We start from the raw sequence: 16,091 nt of genomic DNA, 5'->3' as shown, positions 1-16,091 counted from the left end.
ATCACGGTCCTGCAACCCGGGCCGCCGATCGAGCGGCTCACGGGCCCAGGAGGCGGGCCAGTTCGGTGCGGGAGCGGATGCCGAGGGCGGCGAAGACGTTGCGCAGATGGTGGTCGACCGTGCGCGGGCTGAGCGAGAGCCGGAGCGCCACCTCGCGGTTGGTGGCCCCTTCTGCGACGCAGCGGGCGATGCGCTGCTGCTGCGGGGTGAGGGCGGCGAGCGCCCCGTCCGCCGCGGGCCGCACCGAGCGGACCGGCTCCCCCGCCGCCCGCAGCTCGCCGCCCGCCCGTTCGGCCCAGGCGCGGGCCGAGCAGCGCTGGAAGGCGATCAGGGCGTCGCGCAGCGGGGTGCGCGCCGCGCGGGTGCGCCGACGACGGCGCAGCCACTGCCCGTAGAGGAGCTGGGTCCGGGCGCGCTCGAAATCGCCGCCCGCCCGGTCGTGGTGGGCGAGGGCCTGGGCGTACCGGGCGTCGGCCTCCTCCGTCGGCGCCAGCAGGGCGCGGCAGCGGGCCAGTTGAGCGGGGGCCTGCGGATCGGCGGTCCGGGCGGCCCATCCGGCGAACTCGGTCACGGCGGTGCGCAGCTCGCCGGCCTCCTCCGCGGCCCGGCCGCCGAGCACGACGGCCTCGACATAGCAGGGGACGGCGAGCATCCGGGCGGCGACGTGGCCCTGGCGGGGTCCCGGCCGCACCAGCGGACCGAGCCGGGCGGCCGCCTCCTCCGACCGCCCCGCCGCCAGGTCGGCCCGCCCCCGGGCCCAGATCGCGAGGGTCGCGGGCAGGGCGAGCCCGTGCGGCACCGCACCGGCCAGCGCGGCGTCGCAGTGGGCGGCGCAGGCCTCGGCGGGGCCTTCCACGGAGGCCGCGAGGGCCAGGGCCGCGTGGAGGTGGACGGAGCTGTTCGGCTGCCCGGTACGGCGGGCGGCGTGCAGCCCCTCCAGGGCGTGGGCGCGGGCCCCGGCGTGCCGTCCGGCCCGTAGCTCCGCGTAGGCGAGGCGCTCCAGGGCCTGCGGCAGCAGGGCGTCGGGCCCCCGGGTCCGTACGGCGGCGAGCGCCCGGGCCCCGGTCCGGCAGGCGGTGGCGACCTCCCCGAGGACGAGGGCGGCGGCCCCGGCGCGGAGGAGGGCGACGGGGTCGGGGAGGGGCGGCCCGGGGTCCCGGCCGGCCGCTCGGCTCCCGGCGCGGTCCGACGGCTCCAGACACTGCCGCAGGAGGGCGTGCCCCTCGGCCGTGCGTCCGGCGAGCACCGCGCACATCCCCGCCCGGTAGGAGGCGAACTGGCGGTCGTGCGGAGCGGGGTCGATGCGGCCCATGGCCTTCAGATAGCCGGGGATGTCGCCCACCACCCAGGCCGCTTCGGCTGCCCCCACGAGGGCGTCGAGGGCGCGCCGGGGGTCGTCGGGGCCGATGAGCGCGGCGGCCGCGAGAAGCGCTTCGTGGGCGTCGGCGGCGGGCCCGGAGCGCAGGGCGAGCAGGCCGTGGACGTAGGGGACGAGGCCGCGGTCGGGCGCGGGGCCCCGGTCCGCCGCGGCGCCGGCCTCCGTGCCGGGAGCGGCCCCGGGCGCAGGGTCGACGGCCGGCTCCCCCGCCGCCCCCGCCGAGGAGTCGGTCCGGGCAAGGAGGGCGCGGGCCCGGGACGGGTCGCCGGCGAGGGCCGCCTGTTCGGCCGCCGCGGCGAAGCGGGCCTGGCGCGGGGCCGCCGCCGCGGTGAGCGCGGCGGCGCGGGCCAGGGCGGAGGAGCGCTCCGCGTGCGGGTACGGGGCCTTCGCCGCGGCCTCCAGCCGGGCGGCGAGCGCGGCGTCGGGGCCCGGCGCGGCGCAGGCCCGCTGGACGAGGGAGGCGAGCGGCGCGAGGCCGTCGCCGGGGCGCGCCAGCGGAGCGGCCGGCGGGGCGAGGCGGTCGCCGGCCTCCGCCAGCAGGGCGGCGAGCAGTTCGTGGGCGGCGCGGCGGCAGGCGGGCGCAGCGTGGTGCAGGACCGCGCGGGCGAGCAGCGGATGGCTGAAGTGGACCCGGCTGCCGGCCCGTTGGAGGAGGCCCTCGGTCCCGGCGGAGCCGAACAGCACGCCGTCGAGGAAGTCCCGGGGCAGCCCGGTCCGGGTGCCCGCGCGCAGCAGGAGCAGCGCGTCCGCCCCGGTGCCGGCCGGCTCGTGCTCCTGAGCGGCGGCGGCCAGCAGGAGCAGCGCACGGGTGTGCGCGGGGAGCCCGGCGAGGCGGTCCGCGTGGGCGGCCAGCACGCTCTCGGCCCCGGGCAGCAAGGAGGGCAGCGGGGCGCGTCCGGTGAGCTGGTCGGGGGTGAGGCGGCCGGCGAGCCCGGCGAGCAGGCGGGGGTTGCCGGCCGCCTCGCGGAGGAGCTCGGCGCGGACCACCGGGTCGAGGCCCTCCGTGCCGCTGGTGAGCCGGTCCAGGAGTGCGGCGGCCGCGTCCGCGTCCAGCGGGCCGAGCCGGAGTGCGGGCAGTCCCGCGAAGTCGGGTCCGTCGTCGGCGGCGATCAGGACGGCGACCCGGCTGCCCGCACCGAGCCTGCGGGCGGCGAAGCCGAGGGTGGTCCGGGAAGCCCGGTCCCAGGCGTGCGCGTCGTCGGCGCAGACCAGCAACGGCCGCTCTTCGCCGAGCTGCCGCAACCGGGTGAGCAGTGCGTCCGGCGTGAGCCCGACGGGGTGGCGCGGCCCGGCCGTCGCCCCCGCCGCCGGGGCCGATCCGAGCAGCGCGCGCAGGCCGCTGTGGGGCAGTCCGCGTTCGGAGGATGAGGCGGTGGAGTAGAGCACCGGGCCCCTGGGACGGTGGGCGGCGGCGGCCTCGCGCAGCAGCGCCGTACGGCCGAGGCCGGGCGGCGCCGCCAGCACGAGGGCGCCGCCGTCGCCTTTGCGCAGCCGGGCCAGGATGCCGTCCAGGACGGCCAGTTCGCCGCCGCGGCCGTACAGCCGGAGCGGACGGTGCACGGTCGTCGATGAGGTCACATCGGCACGTTACGTTCGCGTGGGCGGCGGCGGAAGGCACGCGTCCGGTGGCCCGACGGAGCGTTGCGGGCTCCCAGCCGGACGGCTCCGGCGCTGTGCGCGGGCACAGTGCCGAAGCCGCCGGGGAGCCGGTTCTACGAGGAGTGCGGGCAGGTGCCCCGGTACTCCGCGATGGTCAGGCTCGGCCGCGGGATCGGGCAGAGGAACTGCTCGTAGCGGGTGTCGTCGTCGATGAAGCGCTTCAGCCACGAGATGCTGTACTTGGCGATCGTGGTGTCGGACGTGTTGGGCGTGAAGTGCGAGGCGCCGCGCAGCTCCAGGTAGGCCTTGTCCAGCGAGCGGGGCAGCGACTCGTAGAACGGCTCGGAGTGCGAGGAGACGGGAGCCACCGTGTCGCCGTCCGCTCCCACCAGGAGCGTGGGCGTGCGCAGTTCGGGCCAGGTCTTGTCGAGGTTCCAGCCGGTCAGCGGGATGGCCGCCTTCAGCGACGTACGGCTCTTGGCGGCCTCCAGGGACCCTCCGCCGCCCATCGAGTGGCCCATCACGCCGAGCCGGGCGGCGTCGACCCGGTTCCTCACCGAGCTGCGCTCGGTCAGGTAGTCCAGGGCGGCGAGCAGCTGGCGGCCCCGGCTCGCGGGCTGGTCGACCGTGGTGAGGGTGTCGATGGTGAAGACGACGAAGCCCTGCGACGCCAGGCGCGGTCCGAGCCAGGCGATGGAGGACTCGTAGGCGGTGAAGCCGGGCGAGACGACGACCGCGCCGAAGGTGCCGTCCGCGGTGGACGTCGGGTAGTGGATGGTGCCGCCCCCGAATCCGCTCGCGACGAGCGAGGAGACGGAGGTCCGGGAGGTGGCGTACGGGCCGCGGCTCGCCTCGATGCTGGCTTCGGTGGGGGCCGGGCCGCGCTCGTAGGGGTTGTCGGCGGCCTGCGCGCCCGGGGCCAGGGCGGTCATCAGGAGGCCGGCGGTGGCCGCGGCGGCGGTCAGCAGGCTGGTGAACGTGCGGGGGCGGCTCTGGCGCGGGGGGTGCTGGCGTGAGAAGAGGTGCTGCACGGGGGGGTCCTCTCTGCGATGGCGGAACCACACCACGCGTGGCCCACGAGCCCGTCGTCCGGGGGCTTCGGGGGCGCCGCGTGGCTGCCGTCGTCGTTCGTCGGCGACCGCCACTCTCGCGGTGCGCCCCGTGCGCACGCATCGGCGGGATCACCGGTCTCGACGAGCCGGTGATCCCGCACCGTTCAGCGGACCGGGTGTCCGGCTTCCCGCAGGGACTCCTTGACCTCAAAGATCCGCAGGTCGCCGAAGTGGAAGACGGACGCGGCGAGCACCGCGTCGGCGCCCGCGTCGACGGCCGGGGCGAAGTCCGCGAGCCGGCCCGCGCCGCCGGAGGCGATGACGGGGACGGTGACGTGCTTCCGCACCGCCTCGATCATCTCGGTGTCGTAGCCGTCCTTGGTGCCGTCCGCGTCCATCGAGTTGAGCAGGATCTCGCCCGCGCCCAGCTCGGCGGCCTGGTGCGCCCATGCGACCGCGTCCATGCCGGTGCCCTTGCGGCCGCCGTGCGTGGTGACCTCGAAGCCGCCCTGCGGGGTGCGGCGGGCGTCGACGGAGAGCACGAGGACCTGGCGGCCGAAGCGTTCGGCGATCTCGCGGATGAGGTCGGGACGGCCGATGGCCGCTGTGTTGACGCCGACCTTGTCGGCCCCGGCGCGCAGCAGCTTGTCGACGTCGTCCAGGGTGCGGACGCCGCCGCCGACGGTGAGCGGGATGAAGACCTGCTCGGCGGTGCGGCGGACCACGTCGTACGTCGTCTCGCGGTCGCCGCTGGAGGCGGTGATGTCGAGGAAGGTCAGCTCGTCGGCGCCTTCGGCGTCGTACAGCTTGGCCATCTCGACGGGGTCGCCCGCGTCGCGCAGGTTCTGGAAGTTGACGCCCTTGACGACCCGGCCGCCGTCGACGTCCAGGCAGGGGATGACGCGTACGGCGAGGCTCACTTCGCGCCTCCCCGGTAGGCCTCGACCTCGACCTCGACGACCAGGCTCGGGTCCACGAACCCGGACACGATGATCATGGAGGAGGCGGGGCGCACGGCGTCGAACAGCTCCTTGTGGGCGCGGCCGATGTCGTCCACGTCCCGGGCGTGCGTGAGGTACATCCGGGTGCGGACGACGTCCTCACGGCCCAGGCCCACCTGCTCCAGCGCCGCGAAGGCGACGTCGAAGGCGGTGATCGCCTGCTCGTAGGGGGAGCCGGCGGAGATCTGGCCGTTCACCACGGAGGTGCAGCCGGCCACCAGGACGAGGCCGTTCGGGAGCTCGACGGCACGGGAGTAGCCGAACCTCTCCTCCCACGGGGCGCCGGTGGCGATGCGGCGTACGGCGTCGGTCATGCGGCGACCGCCTTGAGCGCCTCTTCCAGCGTGAAGGCCTTCGCGTACAGCGCCTTGCCGACGATCGCGCCCTCGACGCCCTCGGGGGCGAGGAGGGAGATCGCCCGCAGGTCGTCGAGCGAGGAGACCCCGCCGGAGGCGACGACCGGGCGGTCGGTGACGGCGCAGACGTCGCGCAGCAGGCCCAGGTTGGGGCCCTGGAGGGTGCCGTCCTTGGCGATGTCGGTGACGACGTAGCGCGCGCAGCCCTCTGAGTCGAGGCGCTCCAGCGTCTCGTAGAGGTCGCCGCCGTCGCGGGTCCAGCCGCGGCCGCGCAGGGTGGTGCCGCGGACGTCGAGGCCGACGGCGATCCGGTCGCCGTGCTCGGCGATGACCTTGGCGACCCATTCGGGGGTCTCCAGGGCGGCCGTGCCGAGGTTGACGCGGCGGCATCCGGTGGCCAGGGCCGCGGCGAGCGAGGCGTCGTCGCGGATGCCGCCGGACAGCTCGACCTTGATGTCCATGGCACCGGCGACCTCGGCGATCAGGGCACGGTTGTCACCGGTGCCGAAGGCGGCGTCCAGGTCGACGAGGTGCAGCCACTCGGCGCCGGCGCTCTGCCAGGCGAGGGCGGCCTCCAGCGGGGAGCCGTAGGAGGTCTCGGAGCCGGACTCGCCGTGCACGAGGCGGACGGCCTGGCCGTCGCGGACGTCGACGGCGGGGAGCAGTTCAAGCTTCGGCATTACAGCGTCTCGATCCAGTTGGTCAGCAGCTGGGCGCCGGCATCGCCGGACTTCTCGGGGTGGAACTGGGTGGCCCACAGCGCGCCGTTCTCCACGGCGGCCACGAACCGCTCGCCGTGCGTGGCCCAGGTGACCCTGGGGGCACGGATCTTGGCGTTGGTCACTTCGAGGGACCAGTCGTGCGCCGCGTAGGAGTGCACGAAGTAGTAGCGCGCGTCGGCGTCCAGGCCCGCGAAGAGCCGGGAGTCCTCGGGGGCCTCGACGGTGTTCCAGCCCATGTGCGGGACGACGTCGGCCTGGAGCGGCCCGACCGTGCCCGGCCACTCGTCCAGGCCCTCGGTCTCCACGCCGTGCTCGATGCCGCGCTCGAACAGGATCTGCATCCCGACGCAGATGCCCATCACCGGGCGGCCGCCGGAGAGCCTGCGACCCACGATCCAGTCGCCGCGGGCCTGCTTCAGCCCGTCCATGCAGGCGGAGAACGCGCCGACGCCGGGGACGAGCAGCCCTTCAGCGTTCATCGCGCGGTCGTAGTCGCGGGTGATCTCGACGTCCGCGCCGACGTGGGCGAGGGCCCGCTCGGCGGAGCGGACGTTGCCGAAGCCGTAGTCGAAGACGACGACCTTCTTCTTGTCAGTCATGGCGTGCCCCTCAGTCCCACAGTCCCTGGATGCGCATGACGCCCGCCACCAGGCACATCGCCGAGGCGAGCAAGAGCAGCACGACGACGCCCTTGGGCATGCCCTGCTTCGCGAAGGAGTAGACCCCGCCTGCCAGGAAGAGGCCGACGACGATCAGGATGGTGTTGAGGCCGGTCACAGGGCGCCCTTGGTGGAGGGCAGGATGCCGGCGGCGCGCGGGTCGTGCTCGCTGGCGTACCGCAGGGCGCGGGCGAGGGCCTTGAACTGGCACTCCACGATGTGGTGGGCGTTGCGCCCGTACGGCACGTGGACGTGCAGGGCGATCTGCGCCTGGGCGACGAAGGACTCCAGGATGTGCCGGGTCATCGTCGTGTCGTACTCGCCGATCATCGGGGCCATCTTCTCGGGCTCCGTGTGCACGAGGTAGGGGCGGCCGGAGAGGTCGACGGTGACCTGCGCCAGCGACTCGTCCAGCGGGACGGTGCAGTTGCCGAAGCGGTAGATGCCGACCTTGTCGCCGAGGGCCTGCCGGAAGGCCGCGCCGAGCGCGAGGGCGGTGTCCTCGATGGTGTGGTGGCTGTCGATGTGCAGGTCGCCCTCGGTCTTGACCGTGAGGTCGAAGAGGCCGTGGCGGCCGAGCTGGTCGAGCATGTGGTCGTAGAAGCCGACCCCGGTGGCGACATCGACCTTTCCGGTGCCGTCGAGGTTGATCTCGACCAGCACGGACGTTTCCTTCGTGGTGCGTTCCACGCGGCCTACGCGGGGGCTCATGCGTCGTGCTCCTTCTTGAGTTCGCGTACCGCATCGAGGAACGCGTCGTTCTCTGCCGGGGTTCCCGCGGTGACCCGCAGCCATCCCGGTACGCCGTTGTCCCGGACCAGGACGCCCCGGTCGAGGATCTGCTGCCAGACGGCGTGGCTGTCGGCGAAGCGGCCGAACTGGACGAAGTTGGCGTCCGATTCGGTGACCTCGTAGCCGGTGGCGCGCAGCTCGGCCACCAGCCGGTCGCGCTCGCTCTTGAGCTGCGCGACGTATCCCAGCAGCGTATCGGTGTGCTCCAGGGCCGCGAGCGCGGTGGCCTGGGTGACGGAGGAGAGGTGGTACGGCAGCCGCACCAGCTGCACCGCGTCGACCACGGCCGGGTCGGCGGCGAGGTAGCCCAGGCGCAGCCCGGCGGCGCCGAACGCCTTGGACATGGTCCGGGAGACGATCAGGTTGCGGCGGCCCTCGATCAGCGGGAGCAGCGAGGGGTGGTGGCTGAACTCGCCGTACGCCTCGTCCACGACGACCACCGAAGGTCCGGCGGCCTGGGCGGCGTCGTACAGGGCGAGGACGGTGTCGGCGTCCACGGCGGTGCCGGTGGGGTTGTTGGGCGAGGTGATGAAGACGACCTCGGGCCGGTGTCCGGCGATGGCGGCGCGGGCGGCGTCCACGTCGATGGTGAAGTCCTCGCCGCGCGGCCCGGAGATCCAGCCGGTGCCCGTGCCCCGCGCGATGAGGGCGTGCATGGAGTACGAGGGTTCGAAGCCGAGCGCGGTGCGTCCCGGGCCGCCGAAGGTCTGTAGCAGCTGCTGGAGGACCTCGTTGGAGCCGTTGGCGGCCCATACGTGGGCCGCCGTCACCTCCTGTCCGGCGGTGCGGGTGAGGTAGCGGGCCAGTTCGGTGCGCAGCTCGACGGCGTCCCGGTCGGGGTAGCGGTTGAGGTCGCGGGCGGCCTCGCGGACTCGCTCCGCGATCCGGTCGACCAGGGCTTCGGGCAGCGGGTAGGGGTTCTCGTTGGTGTTGAGCCGGACGGGGACGTCGAGCTGGGGCGCTCCGTACGGGGACTGGCCGCGCAGTTCGTCGCGGATGGGGAGCTCGTCCCAGGCGTTGCGGGGCGGCGGGCCGCTCCCGGCGTCGGGCGTGGTGCTTTCGTGCGTCACCGCTGCGGAACCTTCCAGCCGAACCGTGCCTTGAGGGCGGCGCCGTGGGCGGGGAGGTCCTCCGCCTCTGCGAGGGTCACGACGTGGTGGGCGACCTCGGCGAGCGCGTCGCGGGTGTAGTCGACGATGTGGATGCCGCGCAGGAACGACTGCACGGACAGGCCGGAGGAGTGGCAGGCGCAGCCGCCGGTGGGCAGGACGTGGTTGGACCCTGCGCAGTAGTCGCCCAGGGAGACCGGGGACCAGGGACCGACGAAGACGGCTCCGGCGTTGCGGACCCGGTCGGCGACGGCGGCGGCGTCGGCGGTCTGGATCTCCAGGTGCTCGGCCCCGTACGCGTCGACGACCTTCAGGCCGTCCTCGACGGAGGAGACCAGGACGATGGCGGACTGGCGGCCGGCGAGGGCGGGCTCGATGCGGTCCTCGACGTGCTTGGTGGCGGCGACCTGCGGGCCCAGCTCGGCCTCTGTGGCGGCGGCCAGCTCCGCGGAGTCGGTGACCAGGACGGCGGCGGCCATCGGGTCGTGCTCGGCCTGGCTGATCAGGTCGGCGGCGATGTGCACCGGGTCGGCGGTGGCGTCGGCGAGGATGGCGATCTCGGTGGGCCCGGCCTCCGCGTCGATGCCGATCCGGCCCTTGAGCAGGCGCTTGGCGGCGGCGACGAAGATGTTGCCGGGGCCGGTGACCAGGTTGACCGGGAGGCAGTCCTCGGTGCCGTACGCGAACATCGCGACGGCCTGGGCGCCGCCGGCCGCGTACACCTCGTCGACGCCGAGCAGCGCGCAGGCGGCGAGGATCGTGGGGTGCGGCAGCCCGCCGAAGTCCTTCTGCGGCGGGGAGGCGACGGCGATGCCCTCGACCCCGGCCTCCTGGGCGGGGACGACGTTCATCACGACGGAGGAGGGGTAGACCGAGCGGCCGCCGGGGACGTAGAGCCCGACGCGCTCGACCGGCACCCACTTCTCGGTGACGGCGCCGCCGGGGACGACCTGGGTGGTGTGGGTGGTGCGGCGCTGCTCGCGGTGGACGAGCCGGGCGCGGCGGGTCGACTCCTCCAGCGCGGCGCGGACGGCCGGGTCGAGCTCCTCCAGCGCGCGGGCGAGCGCGGCGGCCGGAACCCGGACCGACTCGATCCGGACACCGTCGAGCTTCTCCCCCCACTCGATCACTGCCGCGGAGCCGCGATGGCGTACGTCGTCACAGATCGGCCGCACCGTCTCCAGGGCGGCTTCCACGTCGAACTCGGCACGGGGCAGCAGGTCGCGCAGGGCGGCGCCCTCGGGGAGGGCGTCACCGCGCAGATCGATTCGAGAGATCACCCCGCAATTCTCGCAGACCCGCGCGGGCCGTCGGTCTCCCGTATCACTGGCTGATACATGTCCCAGCCATGCACGGCCGTCCCTGCTGACCAGGTGCGTTCACGCCGTCACACAGAGGGGAAGAACAGCTGTAAGCAGTGGGCACGGAGGGAGCGGCAGTGACCGAGCCGCACGATGGCGACATTCCGGACGGCCTCAGCGCAGCGGAGCTGGGCATGTGGCAGTCCTTCCGCAACGGAACCACCTACGACTTACGCACCTACGACATGGTTCGCAACGACCCGTTCGCCCAGCACGCCTGGGGGCCGGAGCGGAGCGTCGGCGCGCGCACGGTGGCGCGGCTGCTGCTGAGCGGCCCGCCCGCCCGCCCCGGCCGGGTGGCGGCGCTGAAGCTCCGCGGGGTGCGGATCACCGGAAAGCTGGATCTGGCGGGCGGCCGGGTCTCTCCGTACGTGGAGCTGACCGGCTGCCGCTTCGAGCAGGAGGTGGTGCTCCCGGAGTGCCACTTCACGACGCTGCGCCTGGTGGGCTGCGCCCTGCCCCGGCTGGAGGCGGCGCGGCTGCACACGGAAGGGGATCTGCATCTGCCGCGCTGCCGGGTCGACCGGGGCATCCGGCTCACCGACGCCCAGATCGGCACGGACCTGCTGATCAACCAGCTCAGCGTGGGCCCCGACCGCCATGGGCGGGCGGTCGTCGGGGACGGCATGTCGGTCGCCCAGGACCTGCAGGCCGAGATGGTCGAGACGCACGGCGAGCTGAGCCTGCGCGGCGCGAAGGTGGGCGGCTCGCTGAGCCTGCGGGGCAGCCGGCTGCGTGCCGGGGCGGACCGCCGTGCGCTGAACGCTCCGCAGCTGACGGTGGAGCGCACGCTGTACATGTCCGAGGCATGGGTGAGCGTCGACACGGGGAACCAGGGCGCCACTCCCCCGTACGGCGTGGTCTACGCGCCGACGCCGGCGCGCGGCACCCGGTCGCAGATCTTCGAGTGCAAGGGCGGGGTACGGCTGGACGACGGGCGGTTCGGGGACGCGGTGGACCTGCACAAGGCCCGGTTCACGATGACGCGGCAGGAGGAGCTGTCGCTGCGCCGGATCGTCACGCCGGAGCTGCGGTTCAACGCGGAGCGTCCGGAGGAGGGCCGGGTCGTCCTGAACGGGGCGAAGGTGGTGACGCTGATCGACCTGTCGACCAGCTGGCCGGGGCCCGGCGGACTGGCGATGGGCGGGTTCGTCTACGAGAACCTCGTGCCGTACGGCCACTTCCCGCTCTCCCGGCGGCTGGAGTGGGTGCAGGCGGCGACCCCGGAGTACGTCCCCGAGCCCTACGAGCGGCTCGCGACGGTGATGCGCAGCTGCGGCGAGGACGCCGACGCCCGCGAGGTCCTGCTGGCCAAGCAGCGCCGCCGTCGCGAGACGCTGCCGCCCGCGGCGAAGGCCTGGGGGTACCTCCAGGACTGGGCGGTGGCGTACGGCTACCGGCCCGGACGGGCGGCGGTGTGGATGGCAGTGCTGTGGGCGGCGGGCGCGACGGCCTTCTCACGGTACGACCCCGAGTCGATCAAGGGGGACGAGCACCCGACCTGGAATCCGGCGCTGTACGCGCTGGATCTGCTGATCCCGGTGATCAACCTCGGCCAGGACGGCTACTGGCGGACGGAGGGCAGTTGGCAGTGGGCCGCCGCCGGCCTGGTGCTGGTGGGGTGGATTCTGGCCACCACGGTGGCGGCGGGGGCGTCCCGGACGCTCCGCAGAGGGTGACCCGGACGCCCCTTCGTTCCGGCCGGGGCGTCCGGCGCCGGGCGTCCCGCGGCCCCCGGGCGGGACTCTCCGGCACGGCCGGAAAGACGACCGGAAGGGAGTGTTCCAGCCAACCGGGCCCCTTTCCTTTGCCCTTTCTTGACTTGGCGCGATACAACCCCTCCACTCGGCACAGAAGCTTCACAGCACACCTCTGGCGCGGCCCTCACCAGCGCTTTTCAATGGGCCGCACCATGGCCTTCCTCCGCGCTCTGCTCAGGACCGCGCGCATGGCCCGGCACAGCTCCCCGCTGTCCGCCGGGCTGTCCGCCGACGACGCGGTGCTGCTCGACGCCCCCGACGAGCGGCTCTCCCCCGCGCTGGTCGCCGCCGCCCTGGGCGACTACGAACCGGCGGCCAAGCTGCTGGCCGTGACCCGGGACGCCGCCGAGTGGGAGGACCGCGACCGCTATCTGGGCCGGCTCGTCGCCTTCGCCCGCAACCGGGACGGCTGGCTCGTCGACTGGCTCGCCGCCTCCCCCCGCGACCCGGACGCGCTGCTCGTGAAGGCGGAGCTGGCCGTCCGCCGGGCCTGGGAGTCGCCCGCCCGCGTGGAACGGCTCCGGGACGTCGGCCCGCTGATCGCCGCCGCCGCAGAGGCCGACCCGCGCGACCCGGTGCCGTGGCGGCTCGCCCTGGACCACGCCCGCGGCGCCCACGCCACGCACACCGCCTTCGAGGCGCTGTGGGAACAGGCGGTGCGCCGCTGCGCGCACCACTACGGCTGCCACGTGGCGGCGCTGCGCTACCTCTCGGCCGCCTGGTACGGCTCGCACCGCGAGTGCTTCGACTTCGCCGAACGGGCCGCGGAGGACACCGCGCCCGACTCCCTGGTGCAGGCCCTGCCGGCCAGGGCCGCCTTCGCGCTGCTCCTGGACTCCCAGGCGGCGGGCCGGACCACCTCCGTGCTGGAGGACCGGATCGACGCGGCGGCCGACCTGGCGATCAGGTTCTCCGCCGCGCACCGGCCCGGCGACCTGTGGCCGGCCGAGGCCCGCAACCTCCTCGCGTACGTCCTGCTCGCCCGGGGCCGCTGGACCGAGGCGCTGGAACAGTTCGCCATGATCGGCCGGTACGCCACCTCGTTCCCGTGGTCGTCGGTGTCCGAGGACGCGCTCGGCCGCTTCCTCGACGCGCGGGACGGCGCACGCCTGCGGGTGGCCTCCCTGACGCCCTTGCGCGACCGGGCCGGTAGCGGCCCGGCCCGCGGCCATTACGCTTGAGCGTTGTGACCACCGCCCGTCTTCCCCTTTTCCCGCTCAACGCGGTGCTGTTCCCCGGCCTCGTGCTGCCGCTCAACGTCTTCGAGGAGCGCTATCGGGCCCTGATGCGGGAGCTGCTGAAGAGCGACGAGGACACCCCTCGCCGCTTCGTCGTGGTCGCGATCCGCGACGGCCGCGAGACCGCCCCGACAGCCACCGGCATGCCGGACACCGTGGCGGCCGCCCCGCCCGCGGAACGCTCCCCGGCGGACGGCTTCGGACCCGACCCCCTCCAGACCTTCCACCGGGTCGGCTGCGTCGCCGACGCGGCGACCATCCGCGAGCGCGCCGACGGCAGCTTCGAGGTCCTGGCCACCGGCACCACCCGGGTCAGACTGCTCAGCGTCGACGCCGAGGGGCCGTATCTGAGCGCCGAGGTGGAGGAGATCGACGAAGAGTCGCCCGCGCCCGACGGGAGCGACGAGGCGGGGGCCCTCGCCGAGGGCGTCCTGCGCGCCTTCCGCTCCTACCAGAAGCGCCTGGCCGGGGCCAGCGAGCGTTCGCTCGCCACCGGGGCGGAGCTGCCCGACGACCCGTCCGTCGTCTCCTACCTGGTCGCCGCGGCCACGGTCCTGGACGTCCCGACCAAGCAGCGCCTGCTCCAGGCCCCGGACACCGCGACCCGGCTGCGCGAGGAGCTGACACTGCTGCGCAAGGAGACCGCGGTCATCCGGCATCTGCCCTCGCTGCCCGCGGCCGACCTGACCCGCGCCCCCACCCACCCCAACTGAACGAGGACCCCCTGACGGTGCCGAAGAAGCCGAAGAAGCAGTCGGGCGGCACGCCCGCCACGGTCGCTCTGACCGCGGCGGGCGCCGTTTTCACGGTCCACGCGTACGAACACGACCCGGCCTCCCCCTCCTACGGCGAGGAGGCGGCAGAGGCCCTCGGCGTCTCCCCCGACCGGGTCTTCAAGACCCTGGTCGCCGACGTGGACGGCGAGCTGACGGTGGCGGTGGTGCCGGTCGCCGGCTCCCTGGACCTCAAGGCACTGGCCGCGGCGGTGGGCGGCAAGCGCGCCGCCATGGCGGACCCGGCCGCCGCGGAGCGCACCACGGGCTACGTCCGCGGGGGCATCTCCCCGCTTGGCCAGCGCAAGCGCCTGCGCACGGTGCTGGACGCGTCGGCGCGGACCCACCCGACGGTCTGCGTCTCCGCGGGCCGGCGAGGCCTGGAGGTTGAGCTGGCGGCCGCGGACCTGGCGGCGCTGACCGGGGCCGTCTTCGCGCCCATCGCCAGGACCGCCTGAGGGGACGCCGCCCCGGAGCGGGCCCGGCCGGCGGGCCGGAGCGCGGTCTCGACCCGACCGTACGGGGCGGGCGGGGACCGCCGCACTCAGGCCCCGGGCCCCCGCCCGTCGCCCGGCGGGGTCGAGCCGGAGGGCGGCGCCTGCGGGGACGACGGCGCGCCCGGGGCCTGCTCCGGCCCGGGCCCGGCCCACGGCTGCCGCGGCGTCCCCTCGAAGGACCCCGGCCAGTCGGGGTGGGGCTCCTGCCCTCGCGGCTCGTCCTCCCGGGGGCCGAGCGCCGCGGTCAGCAGCAGGTGGACCGCCATCGCCGCGAACGGCCAGGCCAGCGCCGCCGCCCACACCGCGTGCAGTTCCAGCGGCGCGTCGAACGTCACGCCCGCGCCGGCCTCCCGGGCCCGGCCCACCACGTCGGACGAGGGCCCCAGCCAGCTCCCGACCCGCCACGCCAGCAGCGACCCGAGCAGCGCGCCCAGCGCCAGGCCCACGACCACGAGGACGCCGCCACGGCGCAGCCGCCAGAAGACGGCGGCCGCCGTCAGCGCGCCGAAGGCGAGCGCCAGCAGGACGAAGACGCCGTCCGCCCCGACGGCCTCCTCGCCCTCGCTGTTCCGCAGGAAGACGGCCGTGTCGTCGGAGACCAGCAAAACCCTCGGCGCGAGCCAGATCCACAGGAGGCCGAGCCCGATGCCGGTGAGCGCGACCAGCACGGCGACCACGGCGGCCTGACGCAGCTCCGTCGCGGTGTCCGGATCGTCCGGCGCGCCCGACGCGACGGAGGGATGGGAGCCCGAGGGCGGGGCCTGCCACGGGTCGTCGGGGTTCGGCTGGTGAGGCGGCGTCAGCGGTGCGGTCACCGTGCCATCGTGCCAGGCCATCCCGTGCGGCGCCGCACCGGCTGCCGCAGCCGGGCCCACGGCCCGCTCCGGCGCCGCGCACGGCCGGCCGGGGACCGGCGGGCGGCCCGGCGCCGGGCCGCTCCGGAGGTCCTACCGTACGGCCGCCCGCCGGTACGCCCAGGTCGCGACCGCCAGCGAGAGGACGCCCACGGCCGCGCAGACGGCGAGGAAGAAGCCGATCACGCCCCAGTCCGGACGGGCGTCGAAGGAGCGGGCCAGTGCCTCGACCCCGTACGTGGAGGGGAGCAGGTCGCGCGCCCACTCCACCGGCTGCGGCAGCCGCTCGGCCGGCAGGACCCCGAGCAGCAGGGCGGCGGACATCCCCAGCTGCCCCAGCAGCGTCGCCAGCTCCTGGCGCGGGGCGAGCAGGCCCAGGGCCGCCCCCAGCCCGGCCAGCGCCGCCCCGGAGAGCGGGATCACCGCGGCCAGGACCCACAGGTGGGTCATCGGCAGCTGGAACAGCACGCTCCCGGCGATCGCCGTGAAGACCGTGCCGGGCACGGTGAACGAGGCGTACGCGGCGGCCGCCCCGAGCACCACGGCGGCGGGCGGCACGGGCAGGGTGGCGTAGTGGTCGAGCCCGCCGCCCGCCCGCAGATGGCCGAAGTACTGGGCGAGCAGGTTGAGTGCGACGAACGCGACGACCAGGACGCTGGAGCCGGCGACCACCGCGCGGGCCTCCGATCCGCCGTCCACGACCCCCCGCATGAGGACCATGATCCCCACGGACTGGAAGGTCGCCACGAAGAGCAGCGGGATGCGGGCGACCCTCGCCCGGGAGAGCTGGGCGCGGTAGACGGCTGCCAGCGAGGGCAGCAGCCGGGCGCGGGGCGCGAGCGGCCCGGGAACCGTACGGGCGGGGGGCGGGCCGGATGCGGGCCGGACGCGCGACGGCGCGGTCCTGGCCGGAATGATGCTCGTCACCTGAGGCCGCTCC

16 protein-coding genes are annotated in these 16,091 nt (G+C 75.0%); 4 read left to right on the top strand and 12 right to left on the bottom strand.

All coding sequences use genetic code 11. The features are described 5' to 3' along the window. Positions 1 to 37 precede the first annotated feature (37 nt). From V9U70_RS02820 to hisD, 10 genes are all read right to left on the bottom strand, one after another. Positions 38 to 2,956: a LuxR C-terminal-related transcriptional regulator gene (locus V9U70_RS02820; RefSeq protein WP_336672811.1), complete on the bottom strand. Its 2,919-nt coding sequence runs from the start codon at positions 2,954 to 2,956 to the stop codon at positions 38 to 40. Between the two features lie 134 nt (positions 2,957 to 3,090). Next, positions 3,091 to 4,008, bottom strand: a complete 918-nt coding sequence (bdeA, locus tag V9U70_RS02815) for a bis(hydroxyethyl) terephthalate hydrolase (protein ID WP_336672810.1) — start codon at positions 4,006 to 4,008, stop codon at positions 3,091 to 3,093. A 185-nt stretch (positions 4,009 to 4,193) separates the two neighbouring features. Then, positions 4,194 to 4,949 carry an imidazole glycerol phosphate synthase subunit HisF gene (gene hisF, locus V9U70_RS02810; RefSeq protein WP_336672809.1) on the bottom strand — a complete coding sequence of 252 codons (756 nt, stop codon included), beginning with the start codon at positions 4,947 to 4,949 and terminating at the stop codon, positions 4,194 to 4,196. Next, positions 4,946 to 5,344: a RidA family protein gene (locus V9U70_RS02805; RefSeq protein ID WP_336672808.1), complete on the bottom strand. Its 399-nt coding sequence runs from the start codon at positions 5,342 to 5,344 to the stop codon at positions 4,946 to 4,948. Before V9U70_RS02805 ends, hisF begins: the two co-directional genes overlap by 4 nt. After that, a complete protein-coding gene (gene priA, locus V9U70_RS02800) occupies positions 5,341 to 6,066 on the bottom strand; it encodes a bifunctional 1-(5-phosphoribosyl)-5-((5-phosphoribosylamino)methylideneamino)imidazole-4-carboxamide isomerase/phosphoribosylanthranilate isomerase PriA (RefSeq protein WP_336672807.1) in 726 nt (241 codons plus the stop codon). Before priA ends, V9U70_RS02805 begins: the two co-directional genes overlap by 4 nt. Continuing rightward, positions 6,066 to 6,707 (bottom strand): imidazole glycerol phosphate synthase subunit HisH, encoded by a 642-nt coding sequence (gene hisH, locus V9U70_RS02795; protein ID WP_336672806.1) that lies wholly within the window; start codon positions 6,705 to 6,707, stop codon positions 6,066 to 6,068. Before hisH ends, priA begins: the two co-directional genes overlap by 1 nt. Positions 6,708 to 6,717: 10 nt before the next feature. Beyond that, entirely contained in the window at positions 6,718 to 6,885 is a 168-nt protein-coding gene (locus tag V9U70_RS02790) for a hypothetical protein (protein ID WP_336672805.1), read from the bottom strand. Beyond that, positions 6,882 to 7,478 carry an imidazoleglycerol-phosphate dehydratase HisB gene (hisB, locus tag V9U70_RS02785; RefSeq protein WP_109166172.1) on the bottom strand — a complete coding sequence of 199 codons (597 nt, stop codon included), beginning with the start codon at positions 7,476 to 7,478 and terminating at the stop codon, positions 6,882 to 6,884. The genes V9U70_RS02790 and hisB overlap by 4 nt, the downstream gene beginning before the upstream one ends. Next, complete coding sequence (locus V9U70_RS02780; protein WP_336672804.1) at positions 7,475 to 8,629, bottom strand: histidinol-phosphate transaminase; 1,155 nt, start codon at positions 8,627 to 8,629, stop codon at positions 7,475 to 7,477. The genes hisB and V9U70_RS02780 overlap by 4 nt, the downstream gene beginning before the upstream one ends. Further along, complete coding sequence (gene hisD, locus V9U70_RS02775; RefSeq protein ID WP_336672803.1) at positions 8,626 to 9,948, bottom strand: histidinol dehydrogenase; 1,323 nt, start codon at positions 9,946 to 9,948, stop codon at positions 8,626 to 8,628. The genes V9U70_RS02780 and hisD overlap by 4 nt, the downstream gene beginning before the upstream one ends. Positions 9,949 to 10,106: 158 nt before the next feature. On the opposite strand from hisD, the gene V9U70_RS02770 reads away from it, so the two are divergent. The 4 genes from V9U70_RS02770 to ybaK all read left to right on the top strand — a co-directional run bounded on the left by V9U70_RS02770 (position 10,107) and on the right by ybaK (position 14,258). Next, the gene (locus V9U70_RS02770) at positions 10,107 to 11,708 is read left to right on the top strand and encodes an oxidoreductase (RefSeq protein ID WP_336672802.1); all 1,602 of its coding nucleotides are present in this window, start codon (positions 10,107 to 10,109) and stop codon (positions 11,706 to 11,708) included. A gap of 233 nt (positions 11,709 to 11,941) precedes the next feature. Beyond that, positions 11,942 to 12,970 (top strand): hypothetical protein, encoded by a 1,029-nt coding sequence (locus V9U70_RS02765; RefSeq protein WP_419723921.1) that lies wholly within the window; start codon positions 11,942 to 11,944, stop codon positions 12,968 to 12,970. A 5-nt stretch (positions 12,971 to 12,975) separates the two neighbouring features. Further along, positions 12,976 to 13,740 carry an LON peptidase substrate-binding domain-containing protein gene (locus V9U70_RS02760; RefSeq protein WP_336672800.1) on the top strand — a complete coding sequence of 255 codons (765 nt, stop codon included), beginning with the start codon at positions 12,976 to 12,978 and terminating at the stop codon, positions 13,738 to 13,740. A gap of 17 nt (positions 13,741 to 13,757) precedes the next feature. After that, on the top strand, positions 13,758 to 14,258 hold the full coding sequence (gene ybaK / locus V9U70_RS02755; protein ID WP_336672799.1) for a Cys-tRNA(Pro) deacylase: 501 nt from the start codon (positions 13,758 to 13,760) through the stop codon (positions 14,256 to 14,258). Positions 14,259 to 14,344: 86 nt separating this feature from the next. Here ybaK and V9U70_RS02750 read toward each other — a convergent pair whose 3' ends face one another. Beyond that, positions 14,345 to 15,133: an ABC transporter permease gene (locus V9U70_RS02750; RefSeq protein ID WP_336672798.1), complete on the bottom strand. Its 789-nt coding sequence runs from the start codon at positions 15,131 to 15,133 to the stop codon at positions 14,345 to 14,347. Between the two features lie 111 nt (positions 15,134 to 15,244). Further along, positions 15,245 to 16,078 (bottom strand): ABC transporter permease, encoded by an 834-nt coding sequence (locus V9U70_RS02745; RefSeq protein WP_336672797.1) that lies wholly within the window; start codon positions 16,076 to 16,078, stop codon positions 15,245 to 15,247. Positions 16,079 to 16,091: the final 13 nt, after the last annotated feature.

The organism is Streptomyces pratensis, assembly GCF_037137275.1.
GTDB lineage: Bacteria > Actinomycetota > Actinomycetes > Streptomycetales > Streptomycetaceae > Streptomyces > Streptomyces pratensis_B.
This window is presented reverse-complemented; position numbering and strand designations above follow the sequence as displayed.